At 60.0% G+C, this 21,632-nt stretch carries 19 protein-coding genes; 10 read left to right on the forward strand and 9 right to left on the reverse strand.

What is annotated here, in order from left to right; all coding sequences use genetic code 11:
- Positions 1 to 10: 10 nt before the first annotated feature.
- Entirely contained in the window at positions 11 to 394 is a 384-nt protein-coding gene (gene tnpA, locus F7P65_RS20300; protein ID WP_037543215.1) for an IS66-like element accessory protein TnpA, read from the reverse strand.
- A gap of 151 nt (positions 395 to 545) precedes the next feature.
- Here tnpA and F7P65_RS20305 point away from each other — a divergent pair, with 151 nt between their 5' ends.
- Complete coding sequence (locus F7P65_RS20305; RefSeq protein WP_150295102.1) at positions 546 to 2,819, forward strand: TonB-dependent receptor; 2,274 nt, start codon at positions 546 to 548, stop codon at positions 2,817 to 2,819.
- A gap of 149 nt (positions 2,820 to 2,968) precedes the next feature.
- Here the strand turns inward: F7P65_RS20305 and F7P65_RS20310 are convergent, their stop codons facing one another.
- Both F7P65_RS20310 and F7P65_RS20315 read right to left on the reverse strand, forming a co-directional pair.
- Positions 2,969 to 4,357 carry a sulfatase-like hydrolase/transferase gene (locus tag F7P65_RS20310; RefSeq protein ID WP_240334416.1) on the reverse strand — a complete coding sequence of 463 codons (1,389 nt, stop codon included), beginning with the start codon at positions 4,355 to 4,357 and terminating at the stop codon, positions 2,969 to 2,971.
- 79 nt (positions 4,358 to 4,436) lie between these two features.
- Positions 4,437 to 6,851 carry a TonB-dependent receptor gene (locus F7P65_RS20315; protein ID WP_150295106.1) on the reverse strand — a complete coding sequence of 805 codons (2,415 nt, stop codon included), beginning with the start codon at positions 6,849 to 6,851 and terminating at the stop codon, positions 4,437 to 4,439.
- Positions 6,852 to 7,221: 370 nt separating this feature from the next.
- Between F7P65_RS20315 and F7P65_RS20320 the strand changes: the two genes are divergently transcribed.
- From F7P65_RS20320 to F7P65_RS20335, 4 genes are read left to right on the forward strand one after another with little or no spacing between them, the layout of a single operon-like run.
- Positions 7,222 to 8,001, forward strand: coding sequence for an alpha/beta fold hydrolase (locus F7P65_RS20320; RefSeq protein WP_240334419.1), 780 nt, complete (start codon positions 7,222 to 7,224; stop codon positions 7,999 to 8,001).
- Between the two features lie 51 nt (positions 8,002 to 8,052).
- Entirely contained in the window at positions 8,053 to 9,255 is a 1,203-nt protein-coding gene (locus tag F7P65_RS20325) for an acyl-CoA dehydrogenase family protein (RefSeq protein ID WP_150295110.1), read from the forward strand.
- A gap of 22 nt (positions 9,256 to 9,277) precedes the next feature.
- Positions 9,278 to 9,577: a hypothetical protein gene (locus tag F7P65_RS20330; RefSeq protein WP_150295112.1), complete on the forward strand. Its 300-nt coding sequence runs from the start codon at positions 9,278 to 9,280 to the stop codon at positions 9,575 to 9,577.
- 3 nt (positions 9,578 to 9,580) lie between these two features.
- Positions 9,581 to 10,393 carry a DODA-type extradiol aromatic ring-opening family dioxygenase gene (locus F7P65_RS20335; protein ID WP_150295115.1) on the forward strand — a complete coding sequence of 271 codons (813 nt, stop codon included), beginning with the start codon at positions 9,581 to 9,583 and terminating at the stop codon, positions 10,391 to 10,393.
- A gap of 3 nt (positions 10,394 to 10,396) precedes the next feature.
- On the opposite strand, the gene F7P65_RS20340 is transcribed toward F7P65_RS20335, so the two are convergent.
- The 6 genes from F7P65_RS20340 to F7P65_RS20365 all read right to left on the reverse strand — a co-directional run bounded on the left by F7P65_RS20340 (position 10,397) and on the right by F7P65_RS20365 (position 15,570).
- Positions 10,397 to 11,350: a LysR family transcriptional regulator gene (locus tag F7P65_RS20340; protein ID WP_162854729.1), complete on the reverse strand. Its 954-nt coding sequence runs from the start codon at positions 11,348 to 11,350 to the stop codon at positions 10,397 to 10,399.
- 97 nt (positions 11,351 to 11,447) lie between these two features.
- On the reverse strand, positions 11,448 to 12,095 hold the full coding sequence (maiA, locus tag F7P65_RS20345; RefSeq protein ID WP_150295119.1) for a maleylacetoacetate isomerase: 648 nt from the start codon (positions 12,093 to 12,095) through the stop codon (positions 11,448 to 11,450).
- Positions 12,096 to 12,100: 5 nt separating this feature from the next.
- Complete coding sequence (locus F7P65_RS20350; protein WP_150295121.1) at positions 12,101 to 12,790, reverse strand: fumarylacetoacetate hydrolase family protein; 690 nt, start codon at positions 12,788 to 12,790, stop codon at positions 12,101 to 12,103.
- Positions 12,787 to 13,839 carry a gentisate 1,2-dioxygenase gene (gtdA, locus tag F7P65_RS20355; protein WP_150295123.1) on the reverse strand — a complete coding sequence of 351 codons (1,053 nt, stop codon included), beginning with the start codon at positions 13,837 to 13,839 and terminating at the stop codon, positions 12,787 to 12,789. The genes F7P65_RS20350 and gtdA overlap by 4 nt, the downstream gene beginning before the upstream one ends.
- Entirely contained in the window at positions 13,832 to 15,040 is a 1,209-nt protein-coding gene (locus F7P65_RS20360; protein WP_150295125.1) for a 3-hydroxybenzoate 6-monooxygenase, read from the reverse strand. The genes gtdA and F7P65_RS20360 overlap by 8 nt, the downstream gene beginning before the upstream one ends.
- 80 nt (positions 15,041 to 15,120) lie before the next feature.
- A complete protein-coding gene (locus F7P65_RS20365; RefSeq protein ID WP_150295127.1) occupies positions 15,121 to 15,570 on the reverse strand; it encodes a MarR family winged helix-turn-helix transcriptional regulator in 450 nt (149 codons plus the stop codon).
- A gap of 201 nt (positions 15,571 to 15,771) precedes the next feature.
- On the opposite strand from F7P65_RS20365, the gene F7P65_RS20370 reads away from it, so the two are divergent.
- The 5 genes from F7P65_RS20370 to F7P65_RS20390 all read left to right on the forward strand — a co-directional run bounded on the left by F7P65_RS20370 (position 15,772) and on the right by F7P65_RS20390 (position 21,606).
- Complete coding sequence (locus tag F7P65_RS20370) at positions 15,772 to 15,933, forward strand: hypothetical protein (protein ID WP_162854730.1); 162 nt, start codon at positions 15,772 to 15,774, stop codon at positions 15,931 to 15,933.
- 164 nt (positions 15,934 to 16,097) lie between these two features.
- Complete coding sequence (locus tag F7P65_RS20375; protein ID WP_150295156.1) at positions 16,098 to 16,610, forward strand: sigma-70 family RNA polymerase sigma factor; 513 nt, start codon at positions 16,098 to 16,100, stop codon at positions 16,608 to 16,610.
- Between the two features lie 38 nt (positions 16,611 to 16,648).
- Entirely contained in the window at positions 16,649 to 17,602 is a 954-nt protein-coding gene (locus tag F7P65_RS20380; protein ID WP_162854731.1) for a FecR family protein, read from the forward strand.
- Positions 17,603 to 17,692: 90 nt separating this feature from the next.
- A complete protein-coding gene (locus F7P65_RS20385) occupies positions 17,693 to 20,173 on the forward strand; it encodes a TonB-dependent receptor (protein ID WP_150295134.1) in 2,481 nt (826 codons plus the stop codon).
- Between the two features lie 38 nt (positions 20,174 to 20,211).
- Positions 20,212 to 21,606 carry a DUF1214 domain-containing protein gene (locus F7P65_RS20390; RefSeq protein WP_150295136.1) on the forward strand — a complete coding sequence of 465 codons (1,395 nt, stop codon included), beginning with the start codon at positions 20,212 to 20,214 and terminating at the stop codon, positions 21,604 to 21,606.
- Positions 21,607 to 21,632: the final 26 nt, after the last annotated feature.

Below are 21,632 nucleotides of genomic sequence, written 5' to 3' on the forward strand. Positions count from 1 at the left end.
GGCAGCGGGATCATCGCGTCAGGATGCCGATCACCCGCGACAGGGCATCGGCATCGACCGTGGCATCCACGCTTACCCTGATACCCGACGGCAACTCGATGCCAATCACGCCGCCGCTGCGCGCCGCGACCGTTGGGGCGGGTAAGGCTAGCTGCTCGCTGATCTGCACCTCCGCAAATGCCGGCTCGGCCAACTTGCGAACCCCGGCAAGCTCACCGGACATCGCCTGGCGCCGCCAGGTGTAGATCGAGCCGCTGCCGACATCATGGCGTTCACAGGCCGCGCGCACGCAGCCCTCCGGCCCGAATGCATCCCGCAGCACGGCCAGCTTCTGCTCTACCGTCCACCGCCGCCGGCCTGACACACGGCTAACGATCTCTATCCGACTACTCATACGACCGCTCGTATGAGTAGTCGCTGCGCCGCTCGCTGAATCCTCAATCTCGTCCGACACCGGCCACCCCGCTCAAAGAGCGGCAATCATCCCCGCGAATGGGCGCCGTGCAAGGCGGCCGTCAGACCTCGCTTACTCATTTGCCCTCTCCGTGACGGCGGCGCCCGCCTTTGCCCAGAACGCGTCGCCGTCCCAAAGGACGTCCGCCGATCAAGGGATACAGGATATCGTCGTTACGGCGCAGCGCCGCGAACAGCGCCTGCAGGATGTTCCGATATCGATTGCGGCCTATGACCGATCCTTCATTGAAGATCGCCAGATCAGCGACCTGAACGACCTGTCCGGCCTGGCTCCCAATGTGAAAATCTACTCGGTCGGCTATAATACGAATACGCAGGTCAGTATTCGTGGTGCGGTGCAGGGGCAGCCTCAACCGTTCACCGATCCGGCTGTTGGCCTTTACGTGGATGGTGTATTCATTGGCAAGTCCGCGGGGTCGGTTTTTGACGTTGCCGATCTGGAACGGGTGGAAGTGCTCAACGGCCCGCAGGGCACGCTATATGGCCGCAATACATTGGCCGGCGCGATCAATTTCGTTACCCAAAAGCCCACCGGAGAGTTGGGCGGGAAGATGGAGCTTGGCATTGGGAATTTCGGACGACGCTATGCGAGGGGCAGCTTGAACCTGCCAGCCTTGGGTCCTCTCAGTATAAAGCTCAGCGGCGTGATCGACAAACGTGACGGCACGGTCGATGTCGAAGCCAATCCTTTTGGAAATGTCCGAAATGCTCGCGCCCGTTCTGTAGACGAACTGGATAGCCTTAACACCAAGGCGTTCCGAGTTGCCGTCCGGTTGAAGCCCGCCAGCAACCTTACGGTCGATTATGCATTCGATTACAACGACACGAAGAGCCTGATGCAATATGGCAAGCTCGAATACCTCAACCCTGGCGGCATATTCGACCCCGCAGCGCCCGCTTATGTGGGCGGCAAGGTCGGCGGGCAATATTTAGGCCTGCCGCTCGACCTTTACCTGCAACCGCCGGGGCTTTCGTTGACGGCGATCATCGATGGCGGCCCATTCGGTCAAAAGCCGTTCGACAATCTCAAGTTAACGAGCCACAGCCTGACAGCCAGCTGGGATGTTGGCGATACGACATTCAAGTCTATCACCGCCTATCGTAAAATGGATGCCGACAACTCCATCGATTTGGACGGATCGCCATTGCTGGTGGCGGCCACGGACTATTTTGGTCATTACCAGTCCTTTTCCCAGGAGCTTCAAGCTGCGGGAACGGCTGGCAACCTCACCTATACAACCGGACTATATTATTTCTGGGACAAGGGGAACGATACAGGGCATCAGCAATATTTCGGCGGGGCGACCACTGTCATCAATAGCTTCCGCTACGGAACCGATGCTTATGCCGCTTATGCGCAGTTTGATTACGTCCCTCGTATGCTTTCCGACGCTGTCACGCTGACAGCGGGGCTGCGCTACAGCCGCGAGACCAAGAAAGGCGATCGCACGTCGTTCAAGCAGGGCACCGGTTTCACCATCCCGCCGGGAACGATGGCGGAAAAAACCTTCGATGCGTTTACGCCGATGGTTTCGATAAAATACGACTTTACCGACGACGCCAATATCTATGTGAAATATGCGCGCGGATTTAAAAGCGGCGGCATCAATCTCGTCGCCCCGACTGCGGCGGAGCTTCTCATTCCGTTCAAGCCGGAAACGGTGGATGAATATGAAGTTGGGTCGAAACTCCGCCTGTTCGACGGCAAATTGAACCTTGGCGCCGCGGCGTTCTGGAACGATCACAAGGATATGCAATTGAGCGTGTTTGTGCCGGTGGCCGGGGGCACCGCACAGACGGTGATCCGCAACGCGGGCAAGGCGCGCGTCCGTGGGCTGGAATTGAACATGCAGGCCCGTCCATTGGACTGGCTGCGACTCGACGGCGCTGCGGGGTATCTGGATGCCAAATTCAGGGAGTATATCGAGTTCGGCGTGAATGTTGCGAATGATCGCGCCGTGCCCTCAGCGCCAAAACTGACGGCAAGCATGAGTGCGGACGCGCGCCTGTGGCAAGGCTCTTCCTCGACCGGACATCTGATTATCGACTATCGGCATTCGGACGCCTATTACCAATATCCCTATTCCAAAACCATTGATCCACGACTTGGACAGAACGCGAATATTGTCAAACCAGATGCAATTGATCTCGTCAACGTCCGCTACAATGTCTCCGATATAAAGATGAATGGCGGGACTGCAGAGATATCCTTCTGGATGGATAATGTATTTGATACAAAATACCGGATCAGCGGTATTAATTTCGGGCCAAGCTTCGGCGGACTGGCACTGGGATATTATGGCCGCCCACGCACTTACGGCATTAACGTGAAATACAACTTCTGATACACTTTTACGCCCCTCTCCAAAAGAGAGGGGCGAATCCCTATCGGCTTCGGTCGAGCATGTTGCTGGCCCGCCTGGTTTTGTGACAGCCCAAGTGAATACAGATCGCCGGTTACTGAATCAGTCGTTGAAGGCGTTGAACCAATTTTTCAAAACCGATCGGGATAAATTTTGGTGACATCCTCGCTGTAGCCATCGACGCGATAGGGAAGCATCTGGGCGTTCCAGCTATCCCATTTCCTCTTGAGCGCTGCCGTCATGTCAGGATGCGCGTCGAACAGATTGGCGCGCTCTCGTTCATCAGCCGAAAAATCGAACAACATCTCTCTGCCACGCAGCTTCAGATATTTCCAATTCCCTTCGCGTATGGCGGCCTGCTCGCCGGCCTTGAAACGCCAGTAGAGAGTCCGGTCGACCAGCGGCGCCTTGCCCAGCAATTGCTTTGACAGATCCATTCCGTCGAACCGGCCCGCAGTCGCCGGATTTCCGCCCGCCATCGCAAGCAGCGTTGGCAGGAAATCCATCGAGATCATCATCTGTTCGCTATGTGAGCCGGCCGTTATTTGCCCCGGCCAGCTCACCAACAGGGGCACGCGTATGCCGCCTTCCAGCAGCTCGCCCTTGATCCCGGTGAAGGGCCAGGTCTGCGAAAAGCGTTCGCCGCCATTGTCGCTGGTGAAGACCAATATGCTATTATCGAGCTGTCCGGTCCGTTCGAGCGCGCCGAGCAGTTTTCCGACATTTTGGTCCATAGCCTCGACCATGGCCTTGTAAGTGGCAAGATTTCCGCCGTCATAATGGAAGGAAGATTCCAGTGTCCGGGCGAGCGCGGCGTCTTCGCGTCCCTCCCAGGGCCAGTGGGGCGCTGTGAAATGCAGGCTCATGAAAAAGGGTTTGCCCGCCGCCTGCTCGACGATCCTGACGGCACGGTCGCCCAATACATCGGTAAGATAGCCGTCCTGCGCGACCGGAACATTGCCTTCGGTCAATCCGAAGCCGATTTCCTTGCCTTCAATGACGATCTTGTGCCTGAAATAGTCGCTGGCGCCTTCGACAATGCCGAAGAAACTGTCATAGCCATGCGATAGTGGACCATGGTCAGGCGGTTCGCCAAGATGCCATTTGCCGATCAGATGCGTTGCATAGCCTGTGTCGCGCAGAGCCGATGCGATGGTCGGCCGGTCGCGCGGAACGCCAATGCCGGGCGGCGCATTGAGGGCGATGGGTTCCTCCAGCCCCACCGCGAAGCGCTGCTGATAGCAGCCGGTGAGCAAGGCGGTCCGGGTCGACGAACAGATGGCACTGTTGGCATAGCCTTGTCGTAACTGCACGCCACGCCGGGCAATGCTGTCGATGGCGGGCGTCCTGATATGCGAGGAGCCGGTGCAGGAAAGGTCCGCATAGCCCAGATCGTCCGCCATGATGAAAATGATGTTTGGGCGTTTCACGGAAGAGCGGGCCATGGCCAATCCGTTGCCGCCGAGCGCCGCCAGCGCTCCGGCCGTTCCGATCGCCTGCACGAATGACCTTCGATCCATTTTATGTCCCATGTTTTGCCTTGAAATCTGGATGGGAGCCGCCGGACGTCCTCGTCCGGCGGCGCCCCGGCTTGTTTGCCTACCAGCGATAGCTGAGTTGGAAGCTCACATTGCGCGGGCGCTCCAGCACGCAGGAATAGGAGCCCAGCGTTGCAGGCGTATCATAGCACCAGCTGGAAATCTTGCGGTTCGTGAGGTTGGAACCGATGACCGCCAGGTCCCACCCCTTCGCGGGCGACCCAAGCGACAGGCGCCCGTCGAGCCGCGCATAGCCACTCTGGCTCAGCATGGGGTCAAGGCTGTCCGCAAGGAAATAGCTGTCGGTGAAGAAGAGCGTCGTTGATGCCTTCAGCTCCAGCGTCCCGATCGGCTGGACATAGCTTGCATTGACCGTGCCACTCCATTTGGGCGCGCGCTGTGTCGGGCGACCGGCGAGGTCCTGCGAGGTTTGTCCATTGAGCGTCTGGAGCGCCGTGGGTGGCGCATCCGGATAGCGCTTATATTTGGACACGAGATAGGAAACCGAACCGCCCAGCCTCAGCCTGTCCGTCACGCGCCAGTCGAGTTCAAGTTCGGCGCCCTTGCTGACAGCCTTCGCGGCATTGCCGACGACGAAGGTGAGCGAGGTGCCCGCGACCAGAAGGCTTTTTTGAAGGTTGGTGTAATTATTGTGGAAAAGGGCAAGATTGGTGGTGAGCCGCCGGTCGAACCATTGTGCCTTCAGACCGAGTTCAAAGGCATCGACGGATTCCGGTTCGAACGTGATCGGATCGTAAAGCTCCTGCTGGCTGATCGTTCCGTCACCATTTGCATCGCCGCCAAGAGTATGCGTCGCGAACGAAAATCCACCCGCCTTGAAACCGTTCGCATAGCTGGCATAGACCATTGCATCGTCTGTCAGGTCATATTGGAGACTGACTGACGGCATCCAGTCGTCATTCCGTTTACGGATATTCGTGTCGAAGAGATCGATGCCGAGTACGCCTGCGGCAATGGCGCCCGTAACCGGATCGGCAAACGGCGCGAAGGACTCCAGATAAGGCAGCGAGGATGCCGTATCGGGATCTGTGAAGCCCACCTGTTCGCCCTTGTGCACTTTCTTGGTCACGTCGGTGTAGCGAAGACCAAGATTGACCCGCGCCCGATCGTTCAGATGCAGCGTTCCTGAAACAAACGCCGAAAAGACTTCGTCGCGCTGTTTGTTGAAGAAATTCTGTCCGACCGCCTGACCCGGTGCAATGCGCCCCGCCAGCGGGGGAATCATGGCAAAGGGAATGAAATTGAGGCCAAGCGTATTGCGCCAGTCGATCTTGCCCTTCTGATAATAGGCACCCAACATATATTCGAACGTACCGCCGCTCGGAGAGGTCAGGCGCAATTCTTGGGAGAATTGACGATATTTCTCGCGCTGGTCGGCTTCGAACAGCGTTGCACCCGGAACGAAGACTGAAGGGGCCGAAGTGTTGTCGAGATCAAAGACATTGGTGTAATCATAGCCGGTATAAGCAGTTACGCTGGTCAGGGTCAGCGCGCCGAGGCGCGCGTTCATCGTAAGGGCTGCCTCGCCGAAATCCGTGTCGGAGAAGGTGGGATCGCGGCTAAGGCTATAGTTGAGATCATCCTCGAAACCCGGCGTGCCGATCGACAGCGCGCAACCGACGCTGGGCGTAAAGGGTGCGGCGGGTGGGCAGGACAGGATTTCGGCGGGTACGGACCCGTTTTCGTGCGAGTTGCCGCCTTCCACGCGTAAAGTGGCGTCGAAATCGGCTGACGGTTCCCAAAGCAGGGTCACGCGGCCGAAATAGTCTTTCGATCGCGGCTCGTCCTTGTTCGTGAACCTGTTCTGGATATAGCCGTCCGATTTATTGTACCGGCCTGCAAGCCGGACGCCCAGCGTATCCGAAACGCGCAATGTCGTTGCTGCTTCCAGATTCCACTCATCGAAAGCGGGAAGGTAGGAAGCGTTGATATAGCCGTCATTATGCGCGCCAGGCTTCGCCGTCGTGATGTTGAGCGCACCCGCGATCGTGTTCATCCCGAAAAAGGTGCTCTGGGGTCCGCGTAGAACTTCGACCCGCTGGATATCGACGAAATTGCCCTTGGTGTAGCGAGCGCGTCCCCGATAGACATCATCGACGAACGTCCCCAAGGACTGCTCAAAGCCTGCATCTGCACCGGAACTGACGCCGCGCAAGCTGAGGAAGTTCGTATTTCCGCCTTCGCTGACCTGAAGCCCCGGTGTCGTCAGGCTGAAATCCTCAAGGGATTGCGTGCCTGTTTCGCGCAGGCTGGCGCCTGTTGTAACCGCGACCGAGATGGGAACATCCTGTCGGGTCTGTTCACGATGCTGTGCTGTGACGATGATTTCTTCGCCGAAAGAAGCTCGGCTGTCGGCGGCGTCCTGCGTCTGCGCTGCAGCCAGTGCCGGTGCCGAACAGGCGACCATCCATGACATGACGCGCAAACCGCGCTTGTTTAGGGGTGCCCAAGTCATTCATTCCCTCCCATCCTAAGCTCGCTCGGCTTATCGAGCCCGTTTCGGCCGTTGCGCTCCTTTGGCGCACGGTCCGTCGCGATCTTCGCAATTGGTATCTACGACGGACGGGACGAATCAATGTCATATTACAAATTGCTCATATCACTTTCATTCATGCTGGATGAGCATCTACCCATCAATTGAAGTGATATTACAATTTCAAAGAATTAATTTGTGTTGTTGATCCCCTCATGTTTTGCCTTGCGTCTGTCCCGGAGACCCGTCTCACCCACGTTGGCTCTGGATCAACATGACCACTTGTTGGAAGAGAGCCATGAACAGCCAGAACAGCCATGTCGAAACCGGTACGGTTTCGACCCTTGGATACATGACGCATTATTATGCTGCTGGTGAGGGTCGGCCGCTTATCCTGATCCACGGCGGGGGCGCGGGCGCCGACGCCTGGGGAAATTGGGGAGCGAACGCCATTCCGTTGTTTGCGCGACGGTTTCGAACCTTCGCCTATGACATGGTCGGCTTCGGACTTTCGAGCGCGCCTTCGCCTGATGAGTTTCAATATGATCAGGACGCTCGGATCGCCCAGCTGATCGCGTTCATCGAAGGGTTGAATCTGGGCCCAGTCGATGTCGTTGGCAATTCGATGGGTGGCGCCACCGCCCTTGGCGCAGCGATGCGCCGACCCGAACTTGTGCGAAGCGCCGTGTTGATGGGCAGCGCTGGTCTCAATCGTGGTCTCAATCCCGCGCTGGGTGCCATTGTGAATTATGATTTCACGGTTGAAGGCATGCGTCGCATGATCGCCGCACTGACCCATGACGGTTTCATGCCCAGTGAAGAAATGGTCGCCTATCGGCACGAGCTTTCCTGCCGTCCTGACATCCAGCAGGCTTATCGAGCGACCATGGGCTGGGTGAAGCAGCGGGGCGGGCTTTATTATGAGGATGACGAGATCGCTCAGGTAAAGAATCGCATTCTCGTCTTCCAGGGCAAGGACGATAAGGTCGTTCCGCTCACCGAGGGATACAAGTTCCTCGACCTTCTGGAGAATTCGTCCGGTTACTTCCTGGATCATTGCGGTCACTGGGCGATGATCGAGCATCCGCAGCTCTTTGCCCGGGTTGCCATCGATTTTCTCGAAAACGCCTGAAACGGACACACAGTCCGAAGGCACCTCTGATAATCCTGAAAGGAAATCGAGATGACAGCCCTCGATACCGTGAGCATTCCCCAGATTCCGACCGCACAAGAGTTGGTCGACCGCGCTATTGCCATGATTCCCCGCCTGCGTGAAACCATGCGTGAACATGACCGGCTGGGCCGTATTTCGGACGAGGCTATTGCCATGCTCCGCGATGCAGGATTTTTCCGCATTCTTCAGCCCAAGGCATTCGGTGGCTATGAAATGCACCCAAGCGTTTTTCTGCGCGTCCTGCATCAGGTGGCGCGCGGTGCTCCTGCTGCCGGCTGGGTATTGATGGTGATCGGCGTTCACAATTGGGAAGTCGCGCTGCTGGGCGAACGCGTGGCGAACGAGTTGTGGGGCGTCGACCCTGACATCCGGGTTTCATCCTCCTATGTCCCCTTTGGCGACGCGAAAAAGGTCGATGGCGGATATGAGCTATCCGGTCGCTGGAAATTTTCCAGCGGCTGCGACCATTGCGATTGGGCATTCCTCGGCGGATGGGTCGACTTGCCGGAGGGTGAGCGCGAATATCGCGTATTCCTGGTTTCACGACAGGATTATGCCATCGACGACAAAAGTTGGAACACCTTTGGTCTTCAGGGAACAGGCAGCAAGGATCTGCTGCTGGAAAAGGCATTTGTGCCCGACCACCGCACCCATGCGATGCGGGATTCGCTCAACTGCGACAATGTCGGCCTCAAGGATTTCACAGCCTCCTCATACAAATATCCGTTCGGCACGCTGTTCTCCTTCGGGGTGGTCTCTGCCATCATCGGCATGGCGATGGGCGCGCGCGACGTGTATCTGGAAGGTGTGCGGGGCAAGCGAGCCTCCTTCACCGGCGCCGAACTGGCGCAGGATGGCTTCGTCGTGCAGACGCTGGCAGCCGTCGATGCCGATATCCAGGCCTGCCTTGCCTTGCTTGATCGCATGACAGGGGAGATCGACGCCGATATCGACGCCAATATTGTGACGCCGGTCGAAAGGCGGGCGCAATATATGGCCTATTGCGCCGAAATGGGGGGCAGCGCGGTCGATGCGGTTGTGCGGCTGTTCCGTCGCTCCGGCGCGCGGGCCATCGCCCTTAACGGCGACCTGCAGCAATATGTCCGCGATATTCTGGCCGGTGGCAATCACATCACCATGGATGCGGTGCATATGGGCGCGAATGCGGGCGCCGTGACCCTGGGCGCGCCGAATCAGGTCGCGATCCTCTGAACCGGGAACAGGAGCGCAAAGCATGGTAAAGCCATTGACCGAGCCACGGGCATTCCACATCAACCAGATGCTGCAATCCATCCCGCATGATCCGACGGTGGCCGGCGGAATAATGACCGATCCGGAAGCGGTTTACGATCGCTTTGGATTGAGCGAGGCCGAACGCGCACCGTTCCGGTCCGGCGACGCGGCGGCGATCCGGGCGCTCGGCATCCATCCGCATCTGCTGATGCCCTGGACGCTGCTGACAAACGAGCGGGTAAGGGGTTTTCTTGCCATCGATCCCGCGCATTTCGCCAGGCTGCCTGGCAAGGGAAACTGACTTATGGGCAAGATTGTCGGTGGCTTTGCCACATCGCATGTGCTGTTTTCGCGCGCTGGCCACGAAGTGCAGGCGGATGCGGTTTTCGCGGGCATGGAGGAAATCGGGCGCCGCATCGACGCCCTTTCGCCTGACATCGTTGTGATTGTCAGCAACGATCACATGATCAATTTCAACACGCAGTTCCAGGCGCCGTTCGTCGTTGGCATCGGTGCGAGCTATACGGCGTTCGGAGACCTTGGCATCCCGAACGACTATAGCATTCCGGGTGAAGCGGATTTCGCCCAGGGCTTCGTCGATCACGCCAGTGCGTGCGATTATGATATGGGCGTCGTCCGTGCTGTGCGCTTCGATCACGGGATGGCGATCCCAGCTCTGTTCGCCAGTCCGCAGGGCGTGCGCCCCGTCGTCCCACTCTATACCAATGTCGACATGCGCCCGGTGCCGTCCGCGAAACGCTGCTATCGGCTGGGACAGGTGCTGGCGGACTATATTGAAAAGCACCGTCCGGCCGATGAACGTGTCGTGGTTCTGGGCGCTGGCGGCATGTCCCATTGGGTGGGTGTCGAACGGCAGGGCGACGTGAACGAAGAATTTGACCGCTGGCTCCTCGAACGGTTCGAGGCGGGCGATGCCGACGCGCTGACCGGCCTTTCCATTCAGGACATAGAAGCCCGATCCGGCAATGGCGGGGTCGAACTCATCAACTGGATCATCATGCTCGGCGCCCTTGGCGGCGCGAAAGCGAAAACCCTCTATTATGAGCCGATGGAAAGCTGGTGGACCGGCATGGGCGGCATAGCGATCGAGGCTTGAGGATCAGGAGTCGCCATTCTGCCGGATCGCCTTTCGCACAGCGTCCCGGAACCAGCTATGCGCCGGTTTACGCGATTGCGATTTGGCCCAGACCATCGCCAGCTTGATGGGTTCGAACTCGACTGGCGGCTCCAACACCTTGATCGGCAGGACCTTCGCATAAATATTGGCGATGGTTTCTGGAATGACGGCGATGTTCCGCGTCGCCGCGACGATCATCGGCAGCAGGGTGAATTCCTGCAAGAAAAGCTGGTTCTTCTGATGGAGCCCAAGTCTTTGCATGGTTTCGATCTCGACGCTCGCGTGAATTTCGCGACGCAGATAGAAGGATGCATGCTGTTTCGACAAATAGGTCGCCATGTCGATCCGATCGTCAATATCGGGGTCGTCCTGCGCGGCGATGCAGACCAGCCGGTCGTGCAGCAGGATTTCGTGGTCGAAGGGGGAGTCAGGTTCCTGGAATGGCATGTTGAGCCATTCGGCGATCTGATCGGGGGCTATGATGAGGTCGATGACGCCCTGCTGGATGTCGAGTGACGTGCGGGGGCCGCCGATCACGATCTGGATTGAAATTCCCGGCGCATGCTCGGCCAGATAGGGCAAGAGGCCGGGTGCGATCAGCGCCGTGATATAGTCCGCGGAGGCGATCCGGAACATCCGCTTTTCGGTCGCTGGATCGAATTCAGGTATGCCGATCAGATGTTCGGCCGATGCCATCAGGGCCTCAAGCGGTGCGACCAGATTTTCGGCCCGCTCCGTCAACACCATTTCGCGGCCGCGCATGACCAGCAATTCGTCGCTGAACAGCTCGCGCAGTTTGCGCAGCGAAGCGCTGATGGCGGATTGGGTGAGGTTGAGATCCTCAGCGGTCCGCGAGACGCTTCGGGTCTTGAGCAACTGGCGAAGCACCGGCAGGAGGTTGAGATTGACCAGCCGTAGCATCTTGGAATTGTCCATCGGCATCTCTTCCCCCACCGCCCGGCCATCGCCGTCGCATCCAAGGGACATAAAGGCGGTGCGACATGGGCGTCAATGACCCGCGCCGCTCCGATGCCTAGGGCTGGAAATCGGGCTGCTTGTCTGGCGCAGTATCGGCGAAGGCCGGTAGCGACAGGCAATGCGTCTCGATCTGTGCGAGATTATCCCAGACAATGTCCACGCCGAACCGTCGGGCATTGGCCATTTGCGGGATCAGGCAGATGTCGGCTATGGTAGGCCGATCACCAAAGCAGAACCGATCCCGATCGCGCGGCAGCATAGCGGCGCAGGCGGCCAGACCATCCCGGTTGGTATCCAGCGCCCAGCTGGCTGATGCTTCGGCGCTTCCCGTGAGTGCCCGAATGCGGTTCAGCACGCCGATATTCTGGAGCGGGTGGATCTCACAGGCAATCGCCAGCGAAAAAGCCCTGATGCGCGCCCGTTCGGCCGGGCTGTCGCCTAGCAACGACGCGCCCGGCCGGGTTTCATCCAGATATTCGATGATCGCCAGGGACTGGGTCAGCAGCAGATCGTCGATTTCCAGCGCTGGCACCAGCCCTTGTGGATTAAGCTGCAAATAGGCTTCCTGCCGCTGCTCACCTTCGCGCAACCTGTAGCTGCGTTGCGAATAGTCGAGCCCCTTGAGCGCCAGCGCGATACGGACGCGCCAGGATGCACTGGAACGGAAAAAGCCGTGCAGCCTGACATTTTCATTGGAAGTCATGGCGCTCACTCCCCAACGGTGATTGTCAGCGATGACAGACCCTCGATGCTGCAAGTCATGACATCGCCCGGCACGACCGGCCCTACGCCGGCGGGGGTCCCGGTGAATATCAGGTCGCCCGGTTGCAGGGTATAAAGTGTCGAAAGAAATTCGATCAGCCGGTCGAGCGGGTTGATGAGGTCGGCCAGATTGCCCTGCTGTTTCACTTCACCGTTCACGGTCAGCCGGATTTCGCCCTTGGTCGCGTCTCCAAGTGAAGCGGCGGCGGGATGCAGGAGGCCAAGCGGTGAGGATTCCTCGAAATTCTTGCCTGCATCCCAGGGGCGGCCCTTGCCTCGTGCCTCCATCTGCAGGTCGCGCCGGGTCATGTCGAGCCCGACCGCATAGCCCCAGACATGGGAGAGCGCATCCGTGCGTGCGATATCCCGTCCTGCCTTGCCGATGGCGGCGACCAGTTCGACCTCATAGTGAAAATTCGCCGTGCCTTGGGGATAGGCGATCGTCGCCCCGTCGCCAACGATGGTCTCGGCAAATTTCGTGAAGAAGAAGGGTGCTTCCGGATCGGCCTTGAAGCCCATTTCCTTGGCATGATCCTCATAATTGCGCCCGATGCAGAATATGCGACGCACCGGGAAAGCCTCCCCGGTCGATGTCGGCACAAGCGTGGGTGACTGCGGTTCGAAAACAAGGGTCATTCACAAGACTCCCGATAAAGGCACAATTTTTCCTGCACGACACGGTCAGAATAAGCGAAGAGGACGAGCGTGTCAGTGGCTCGCCAGCGTGCCGCCTTCCAGCTAGGCACGACGACGACATCGCGCTCTGCCAGGGCGAAGACTTCGCCATCGATTTCCACTTCTCCCCTGCCTTCCACGACCGTGAAGATGGCGCCCTCTGTCGATCGCCGCAGACGGGTTTCGAAGCCGGCCGGCAGCAGGCGGACATGGGCAGAGATTGTGGGCATGACCGCGCCGCCCGTGGCAGGGTTCAGAAATTCGAGCGCGTGGCCGATATGGGGATCCGGACGGTCGCTTTGGGCCATGGCGGCAAGCGCCGCCCGCCACTCTGCATAAGGGTAATGGAACAGGGGCTCGCGCACCGTCTCGATCCGCTGGCTGCCAGCCTGTAAGGGGCGCAGGCCACGGCCGAAACTGGCCCGATTGGTTCCGGCGGGAAAGGTTTCGGGATGGCTCGGTTGATCGAGCCGTTCGGCGAACTGGGCATCAAGCGCGCGGATCGTTGGAATGTCCAGGCCGTCGAGCCAGATGACAGGCCGGTCCGATGGATTGCCATGATCATGCCAGCGCCAGTTCGGCGTCAGGATCAGGTCATATTGCTTCATGAAGGCCTTTTCGCCGTCAACGGCGGTATAGGCGCCATCGCCTTCCATGATGAAGCGCAATGCCGATTGGCTGTGCCGATGACAGGGCGCGATTTCACCCGGCAGCACAAGTTGGAGCCCCGCATAAAGCCGCGGCGTGATCGCGCTCTGGCCTTCCAGGCCGGGATTTTCAAGGATGATGACGCGGCGTTCGGCCTGTTCGGCACTGATCAGGTCGCCAGCGCGCATCAGATATTCGCGGACGTCCGCATAGGACCAGCGAACGGCAACAGCGTCTGTTTGGGGCGTGGGCGTCACCAGCGCGCCAAGCACTTCCCAAAGCGGGTAAAGATGGCTGGGCCGCATTTGATCGTAGAGATTTGCAAGCTGTGCGTTTTGATCATTGGCAAGAGATTCAGACATGCTCAAGACTCCGGGGCAAAGCGACAATGTCTTCGGCGGCATAAAGCCAGTCGAGCGTCTCGAACCAATCCTCAGGCGTCTTGGCCTGCATGATCTGGTTGCGGAGCGCCGCGTGGGCGCCCGACGGATGATAGATATGATCGCCTACCTGCCGCGACTGAAGCACGACGCGCGCTGTTCGCAACGAGCGGCGCGCCTGATACCGTTGAAACGCAGAAGGAATATCGTCAGGCGATGCCGCGCATTCGATCGCCAGGACGACCGCATCCTCCATCGCCATGCATGCGCCTTGCGCGAGATATTGCATCGTGGGATGCGCCGCATCACCGAGCAGTGCGACGTTGGCATCGATCCAGTTCGACACGGGTTCGCGGTCGCACAGCACCCATTTCTTCCAGTCCTTGCCAATGCGGATGATCTGCTGGGCCTTGGGGTGGACATGTTCGAAGCCCCTGAGCACCTCGTCATGATCGACCGGCACGCCCGCGACCGGTTCCGGCGCATGATTATGATAGGTGACGACAAGATTGAACGATTTCCAGCCCGACAGCGGATAATGCACGATATGGCATTTTGGGCCCGCCCAAAGCGTCGCGGCGTTCCAGCGTAGTTCTTCGGGCATCGCCTCGATCGGAATGACGGACCGATAGGTGGTATGCCCGGACACGCGCGGTGCCCCGTCGCCGACCAGTTGCTGCCTGATCTTTGACCACAGCCCGTCCGCACCGATCAGGGCGCTACCATGCACGCGCTCGCCCGACGCAAGGAGGGCTTCGACAGCATGGCCGTCGCGCTCATGACCGATGACCTCGCTGTTGACGCGGAGGTCGATCATCTCGTTCGCCTGGCATTCGCGCAGCATGACGGCGTGAAGCTCGGCGCGATGAACCACCGCATAGGGATTGCCGTAACGGGCGCGAAAATCCTCCGTCAGCCAGATGGAAACGATTTCCTCAGCGCTCAGCGCGTCCATCAAGCGAAGCCGGTCCACATATACCGCCGTGCGACGAACTTCCTCACCAATGCCGAGGAAGTCGAATGCATGGAAAGCATTGGGTCCCAACTGGATACCGGCGCCGATTTCCTGAATGACCGGGGCGCGCTCAAGAACAACGGATCGGAATCCGAATTTCGCCAGTCCGAGCGCGGCGCTCAATCCGCCAATGCCACCGCCAGAAATAATGATTGGTTTACTGACCATATTGCCCTCCGACTCAGAAAATAGCTTTTCATGAGCCACAGAGGGCAAATTACATATTTAGTATGTATACAGTCAATATCTCATTTTGCGTCTGAGGGGCTGTTGGCGAATCCTGCCACGATACGCTTTAAAAGGGACATGAGCTGGGCCTGTTCTCCGGATGAAAGGGGCTGGAGAATGCGCTCCTGCACGCGTTCGATGTGGGGCATGCTAACCGACACCAATGCTCGTCCCGCCGGTGTGGCGACAAGCTCCTTGATGCGTTTGTCGGCTTGACTGACCCGCCGTTCAACGAGGCGCTTTCGTTCAAGCCTTTCGATTACGCCGCCGATCGTAGCCTTGTCGAAATCGATATATTCCGCCAGTCTGGTCGCATCCATTCCCGGCCGGTCGATGATTGTGGCCAACGCGATGAGTTGCACGGCGGTGAGTTCATATTCCACCATTTCCTCGCTGAAGATGGCGGAGGATATCTGATTGGCTCTGCGGATCAGATGACCGGGCATCTGCTTGAGGCGGCTGCTGTTCATGCAGAAGGGATAGGCTGCGCGGCGGTCGATTGGCAACTTTCCCGATCGCTCCATTCAAAATTAATATGCCTGCATATCAAATTTAGGAGTGGGACCATCTATCCGGTGAGGTGGTGCTGGAAATTTGGACAGGGTGTTAAGCGCATCCCGACCTGAAGGATGGACGGGAAAAGCGGAGCAGAACGGGGCGCGGGGCCGTTCGTGCGCGCGAGGCTGGTCAAGCTGCGCGATGTTCCCGCTTTGCTACCCGCCGGGTCCAAGCGCGTGGACGCCGCCGGTCTCGCCGCTCAACTGGCCGAACGCGCGCGCTATCCGGTCGGCCTCTGGACCATCGGATGCGGAGAACCGGACGGCCGACCCTGACAGCCTTGGACGCCCCATGATGACCGGCGAAACAGGACAATTGCGTTTCGTCGTCTTTTTCACTGAGGGGTTTTGCGCAAGCTGCCTCTAGGATAGAGGACCGGCTGTGATCGGTCGTGGGCCGAAAGAGGACGGGCAACCATGTCGCTTGGTTACGATCAGCAATGAAGGCGTCCAGAGATCGTTCGAGCCCGCCCCTCTCGTCGCCGGGTAGCTTTCTGCCCGCCCTGCGGCGCTTCTTTCAGCGCCGGGTGCCGCGCGAACATGTCGAGGATCTCGTCCAGGACGTCTTCGTCAATCTCCAGGCACGCAGGGCTGCAAGCCCGATCGAGAACAACGAAGCCTATCTCTTCACCGTCGCGCGTCATGTGCTGGCTCGTCATTGGAAACATGGCGGCCGCACGGCCGCTGATGGCCCGATGGAAGACGCAGAGCATGTTTGTGATGCAGCGCCGCTGCCGGACAGACGGCTGCTGGACAAGGAGGCCCTCAGTCAGGTGCTTCAAGCCATCGAGACCATGCCGTTGCGCACCCGCGATATTTTCCTCATGCACCGCTTCGAGGACATGACCTATTCGGCAATCGCCCGGCAGATCGGCGTCTCTACGAGCGCCGTTGAAAAGCACATCGCGGCGGCGCTGCGCATTCTGATCGAGGCGACGGGGCGCAGCCGATGAGCGATCATAAGCTTTCGTCGCGTCTGGCGGATGACCTCATGGCTGAGGCCACAGACTGGTTCGCGCGCCAGCGATCGGCCGACATGCAGGGGACGGACAGGCGGGCGCTGGATCGCTGGCTTGCGACCCCTGCCCATGCGGCGGCCTTTGCCGAAGTCGAGAGCTTGTGGCACGCCGTGGAAGGGCTGCATGACGATCCTCATTTGCTCGCTTTTCGCGAGGAGGCGCGGCGCAATGGCCGGGTGCGGCATTTCCGGCGCCTCGGCGCGATTGCCGCATCCTTCCTGATTCTGATCCTCGGGATGGGGCTCTTCTATCAATATGCCTTTGTCCCGGACCCCGTGCCCGCGCAAAGTCTTCGCTTCGCCACCACGACGGGTCAGCGCCTGCCGATCGCGTTGGCCGACGGTTCGACCATCCAGCTGGATGCCGACTCGGCGGTGCGCGTCGCCATCGATGACAACCACCGCGCCATCGAGATCGAAAAGGGACGTGCCTATTTTCAGGTGAGCCACGATCCACGCCGACCGTTCGTCGTCTCGGCTGGAGGGCGATCGGTAACGGCAGTTGGAACGGCATTTTCCGTCGACACGCTGGGCAACGGGCTGGACGTCGTCCTCGTCGAGGGCAGGGTGCGGGTGAGGGGCCGGTCGAACGAGGGGCGGCATGCCGTGGAGATGACCGCCGGCAGCCGTCTGTTGGCCTCGGCCGATGGCCGCTGGCGCGCTGGTCAGATCGATACTGGAAAGGCCACCGCCTGGCTGCATGGACAACTGGTGTTCGACAATGCGCGCCTGTCCGACGTCGTGGCCGAGATCAACCGCTATACCGACCGGACCATCGCGCTTGCCGATGACGGGACGGGCGAGAAGCGCCTCAGCGCGGTGCTGAACGCGGGCGACGTCAACAGCTTCGTGCAGGCTGTCGCGATGCTCAATCTGGCTCGGGCGCGGACGGAACCGGACGGTAGCCTCGTCCTCCGCCAAAAATAATTTTCAGCGTCTGCTGAGGTTCGGGCGCCAGCCTGCCTCTACAGGAGCAAGGCGGTCAATGAAACCGCCCGGCAAAATGGAGGGGACGGGATGAAAATGTTGTTCATGCTGATGGCCGGCGCAAGTGCGGCCGGAATGGTCGCAAGTCCGGCGCAGGCCGCGCCCAAATCCTACAATGTGCCCGCCCAGCCGCTGTCGAGCGCATTGCAGCAGTTCGCGCTCCAGGGGGGCCAGCAGGTCATATTCTCGCCTGAAGCATTGGTCGGCAAGCGATCGAGGGCCGTTTCGGGATCGCTGGAGTCCGAGGCGGCGCTCCGCCGCCTGCTCGACGGCGCGGGCGTGACCTATCGTCGCGCCGGTCGGTCCTATGTCATTGCGATGCGCGACACGCCCAGACCCCATGGCGCGGCGGTGCAGCCGCCCGTCGCGCCCGCTGCTCCTGTAACCGATGGCCCCGCCCCGGCGCTCGGCCTTGAGGAAATCGTGGTCACCGCGCAAAAGCGGGAACAGAATTTGCAGGACGTGCCGATCGCCATCTCCGCGCTGTCCTCCGCTTTTCTGGAAAAGCGCGACATTACGTCGATCAACAATCTCAGCGCTCTCGCACCCAATCTGAAGATCGATACCGCCGCCAACAGCCAGACCTCTTCGATCATCTCGATCCGGGGCGGCGTGCAGGGCAATCCGCAGCTGTATTTCGAGCCGTCGGTCGGCCTGTACATGGACGGCGTCTATATCGCCAAGGCCCAGGGGTCGCTGTTCGATATCGCGGATATCGAGCGGATCGAGGTGCTGCGCGGCCCGCAGGGCACGCTCTATGGCCGCAACGCCGTCGCGGGGGCGGTCAATCTGGTGACGCGCAAGCCCAGCGGCGAGTTCAACGGCCGGATCGAGGCCAGTTATGCCAATTATGATTTTTGGCGCCTGCGCGGCTCGATCGACCTGCCGCGCCTTGGCATCTTCAGCGCGAAGATATCGGGGCAGATCGCCAAGCGGGACGGCTTCTATCATGTGCGCGGCAACGCCTTCACCGACGAAGCCAACAGCCTCGATTCCAAGAGTGCGATGATCCAGGTGCGCGCCGAACCGTTCGAGGCGCTGACGCTGGATTATGTGTTCGACATCAGCGACATCAAGATGCAGACGGGCTATGCGCAGCCGGTGTCGGGTACGGGATCGCTGGCGCCTTACATCCTGCCGCGCAGGCGGGTTCAGAATGTCAGTTTCGACAGCCCCAATTTCGAGAATAGCCGCAACTGGGGCCATGCCCTGACGGCGACGCTGGATCTGGGCGCGATCGGCACGTTCAAGGCGATCACGGCGTTGCGCAAGCAGAATTCGCCGCAGGCGCTGGATCTGGACGGAACGCCGGTTCCCTTTGCCACCGCCACCCGCGATTCCCATTATCGCCAGTTCAGCCAGGAACTTCAACTGACCGGGCAGACGGGGCCGCTCAACTATGTCCTGGGCGCCTATTATTTCGACGACAAGGGTAATACCGACAGTTTTCAATCCTTCCTGAGTGGACTGTCTCGGACTGAGACCAATTACGCGTTCACGACCAAGGCCTACGCCGCCTACGCGCAGCTCGACTATAAACTCACCGATGCCCTGACCCTAACCGGCGGCCTGCGCTATACGCATGAGAAAAAGACGGTCGAACGCTATCTTGCGCGCCTGACGGCGGCAGGGCCTGTCGTCGTCATCAATCTGCCGGCTGGCGCGACGCCGCCTGCGACATTTGAGAAAGTCTCGCCCACCGCGACGCTGGCCTATGAATTCGGGCCGGGCCTCAATGTCTATGCCCGATACGCCCAAGGGTTTCGCAGCGGCGGGTTCAACGCCACGGCCAACACGACCGCCGACGTGCGGCGGGTGTTCAGGCCGCAGGTCCAGAATACCTATGAGGTCGGTTTCAAATCGCGGCTGCTCGACAACCGCCTCCAGCTGAATGTCGCAGCCTTTCAGAACGATGTGAGCGATCTGCAATTGTCGGTTTTCCTGCCCGGCATCTCCGCGTCGAGCATCCTCGTGAATGCGGGCAAGGCGCGAATTCGCGGCGTGGAGATCGAAGCCGTGGCCCGTCCCGACGATCGGCTGACGGTTCAGGCGGGACTGGGCTATCTTCAGAGCAAATTCCTGCAATATCTGGATAATGGCGCGAATGTGGCGGACAATCGTGCCTTTCCTCATGCGCCCCGATATACCGTGTCGACCAGCGTGGATTGGACCGCGATGGAAACGGATATGGGCAAGCTGAACCTGATCGCGGATCTGAACATGACGTCGGAATATTATGTGTCGCCCTTGCCGATCGTGCCGACCGCGCCGACGCAGACCGCCGCCTATCTGGTCCGTACGCCCGGACGCGTGATGCTCGGCGCGCGTGCCGTGCTCAGTCAGATCCCGATGGGCAGTATCAAGGGCACCTTGTCGGTTTGGGGGAAAAATCTGCTCAATGAGAAGAACCCCAATTTCTTCATCGATTACGGAGCAAGCCTCCAGCGGTTGATCACCGCCTATTTCCCCGATCCGCGAACCTATGGCCTCACGCTGGGCATACGGTTCTGATCCTGCGGCCCCAATCCCCTCTTATATTGGAGTTATCAATGATGCCTGATCGTCGGATGATGAGCCATACGGCCTGCGCCGTACCCGTGCTGGCGATGGCGATGGCGATGGGATTGGGGCTGTCGACGCCCGCGTCGGCCGCACCCGCGCCCCATGCCGCCATGCCCGCCAAGGCCAGCACCCTCGGCAATGCCCGCCAGATCAAGCTGGAAGCCCAGGCCCTGCGGATATTGGCAAGCCCGCCGATGGTGGAGGAAATTCAGCGGGTCGAGGCGCTGTACGCAGCGGACCCGCAAGGGAAAACCCCGACCGGCAAGGCGACGATCAAGCGCGCCGCCCGGTCGATCGCGATGGCGGCGATCCAATATGCGGTGGGCGAGGACACGGACCGACCAGCGGTGATGTGGGTGGTGAACGCGCCGCACGACTGGTCTGGCCTTGCCGTGCCGCGATCGGGCTATGGGATCGACAATCCCGACAATGTCTACCGCAACATCATGGTCGATGGCGCGGCCCGCTATGTCATTCACGGTCGAGTCAAAAAGCCCGGCCCGGCGGAACTGCATTTCGAACTGCGCGATTCGATCCCCGGCACCACGGCGATGGCGGCGGAAGGGGGCAAGCAACTGGCCACGCTGCGCAGCGATGCGATGCAGATTGCCGCCGATGGCCGTTTCACCATCACCGTCGACAGCGAACCCGCCAATGGCCGGCCCAATCATCTCCAGACCCCGGCCAATGGCAAGCCGCTGCTCGTCGTCCGCGACCTGTTCACCGACTGGGCAACGCAGAATCCGGTCGCGTTGGAGATTGAGCGGGTCGGCGGCCCCGCCATCACCGCGCCGCCGTCTGACGACCGGATCGCGCGCCGCGCGGCGACGTTGCTATCGCAGATGGCGCCCTATTGGGTGGCCTATGACAATCAATATGTCTTTGCCAAGTCCGCCAACCAGATCGTGACGCCGCGCGTGCGGCCCGGCGGGCGCGGCTTTTCGACATCCGGCCATTTCAGCCTGGCCGACGATCAGGCCTGGGTCATCACGCTCGCGCCGCTGGGTGCGGTTTCGCTGGGATTTCAGCTGACCGATCCCTGGGGCGTCGCCTATGAATATGCCGACCGTACGAGCAGCCTCAGCACCGCGCAGGCCAAACCCAATGCGGATGGCAGCATCACCTATGTGATCTCGAAAAAAGACCCCGGCGTTTACAACTGGCTGGATCCTGAAGGCCATGCCGCCGGAATTTACGCCGTTCGCTGGCAATCGCTGCCTCCGGGCGCGAGGGCCGAAGACGCCGTGCGGGCGTCGAAGGTCGTCGCGCTCGGTCAGTTGAAGCAGGAACTGCCCAACGGCACGCAGTTCGTCAACCCCGCCGAGCGCAAGGTCCAACGGGCCGAGCGCGCCAGAAGCTATGCCCGCAGGCTTTCGGAATGAATGGCAAAGAGGGCGCGCCGCATGAC

Origin of the sequence: Sphingobium estronivorans (genome assembly GCF_008692605.1) — a bacterium.
In the GTDB taxonomy this organism is placed as follows: Bacteria; Pseudomonadota; Alphaproteobacteria; order Sphingomonadales; family Sphingomonadaceae; genus Sphingobium; species Sphingobium estronivorans.

Bases quoted from the DNA above. Each gene is read 5' to 3' on its own strand.
- F7P65_RS20385 (WP_150295134.1), top strand. From the start codon at position 17,693: ATGAAAATGTTGTTCATGCTGATGGCCGGCGCAAGTGCGGCCGGAATG.
- tnpA (WP_037543215.1), bottom strand. From the start codon at position 394: ATGAGTAGTCGGATAGAGATCGTTAGCCGTGTGTCAGGCCGGCGGCGG.
- F7P65_RS20375 (WP_150295156.1), top strand. From the start codon at position 16,098: ATGAAGGCGTCCAGAGATCGTTCGAGCCCGCCCCTCTCGTCGCCGGGT.
- F7P65_RS20335 (WP_150295115.1), top strand. From the start codon at position 9,581: ATGGGCAAGATTGTCGGTGGCTTTGCCACATCGCATGTGCTGTTTTCG.
- F7P65_RS20390 (WP_150295136.1), top strand. From the start codon at position 20,212: ATGATGCCTGATCGTCGGATGATGAGCCATACGGCCTGCGCCGTACCC.
- F7P65_RS20365 (WP_150295127.1), bottom strand. From the start codon at position 15,570: ATGAACAGCAGCCGCCTCAAGCAGATGCCCGGTCATCTGATCCGCAGA.
- F7P65_RS20320 (WP_240334419.1), top strand. From the start codon at position 7,222: ATGACGCATTATTATGCTGCTGGTGAGGGTCGGCCGCTTATCCTGATC.
- maiA (WP_150295119.1), bottom strand. From the start codon at position 12,095: ATGACTTCCAATGAAAATGTCAGGCTGCACGGCTTTTTCCGTTCCAGT.
- F7P65_RS20310 (WP_240334416.1), bottom strand. From the start codon at position 4,357: ATGGATCGAAGGTCATTCGTGCAGGCGATCGGAACGGCCGGAGCGCTG.
- F7P65_RS20380 (WP_162854731.1), top strand. From the start codon at position 16,649: ATGGCTGAGGCCACAGACTGGTTCGCGCGCCAGCGATCGGCCGACATG.
- F7P65_RS20340 (WP_162854729.1), bottom strand. From the start codon at position 11,350: ATGGACAATTCCAAGATGCTACGGCTGGTCAATCTCAACCTCCTGCCG.
- F7P65_RS20330 (WP_150295112.1), top strand. From the start codon at position 9,278: ATGGTAAAGCCATTGACCGAGCCACGGGCATTCCACATCAACCAGATG.
- gtdA (WP_150295123.1), bottom strand. From the start codon at position 13,839: ATGTCTGAATCTCTTGCCAATGATCAAAACGCACAGCTTGCAAATCTC.
- F7P65_RS20315 (WP_150295106.1), bottom strand. From the start codon at position 6,851: ATGACTTGGGCACCCCTAAACAAGCGCGGTTTGCGCGTCATGTCATGG.
- F7P65_RS20325 (WP_150295110.1), top strand. From the start codon at position 8,053: ATGACAGCCCTCGATACCGTGAGCATTCCCCAGATTCCGACCGCACAA.
- F7P65_RS20360 (WP_150295125.1), bottom strand. From the start codon at position 15,040: ATGGTCAGTAAACCAATCATTATTTCTGGCGGTGGCATTGGCGGATTG.
- F7P65_RS20350 (WP_150295121.1), bottom strand. From the start codon at position 12,790: ATGACCCTTGTTTTCGAACCGCAGTCACCCACGCTTGTGCCGACATCG.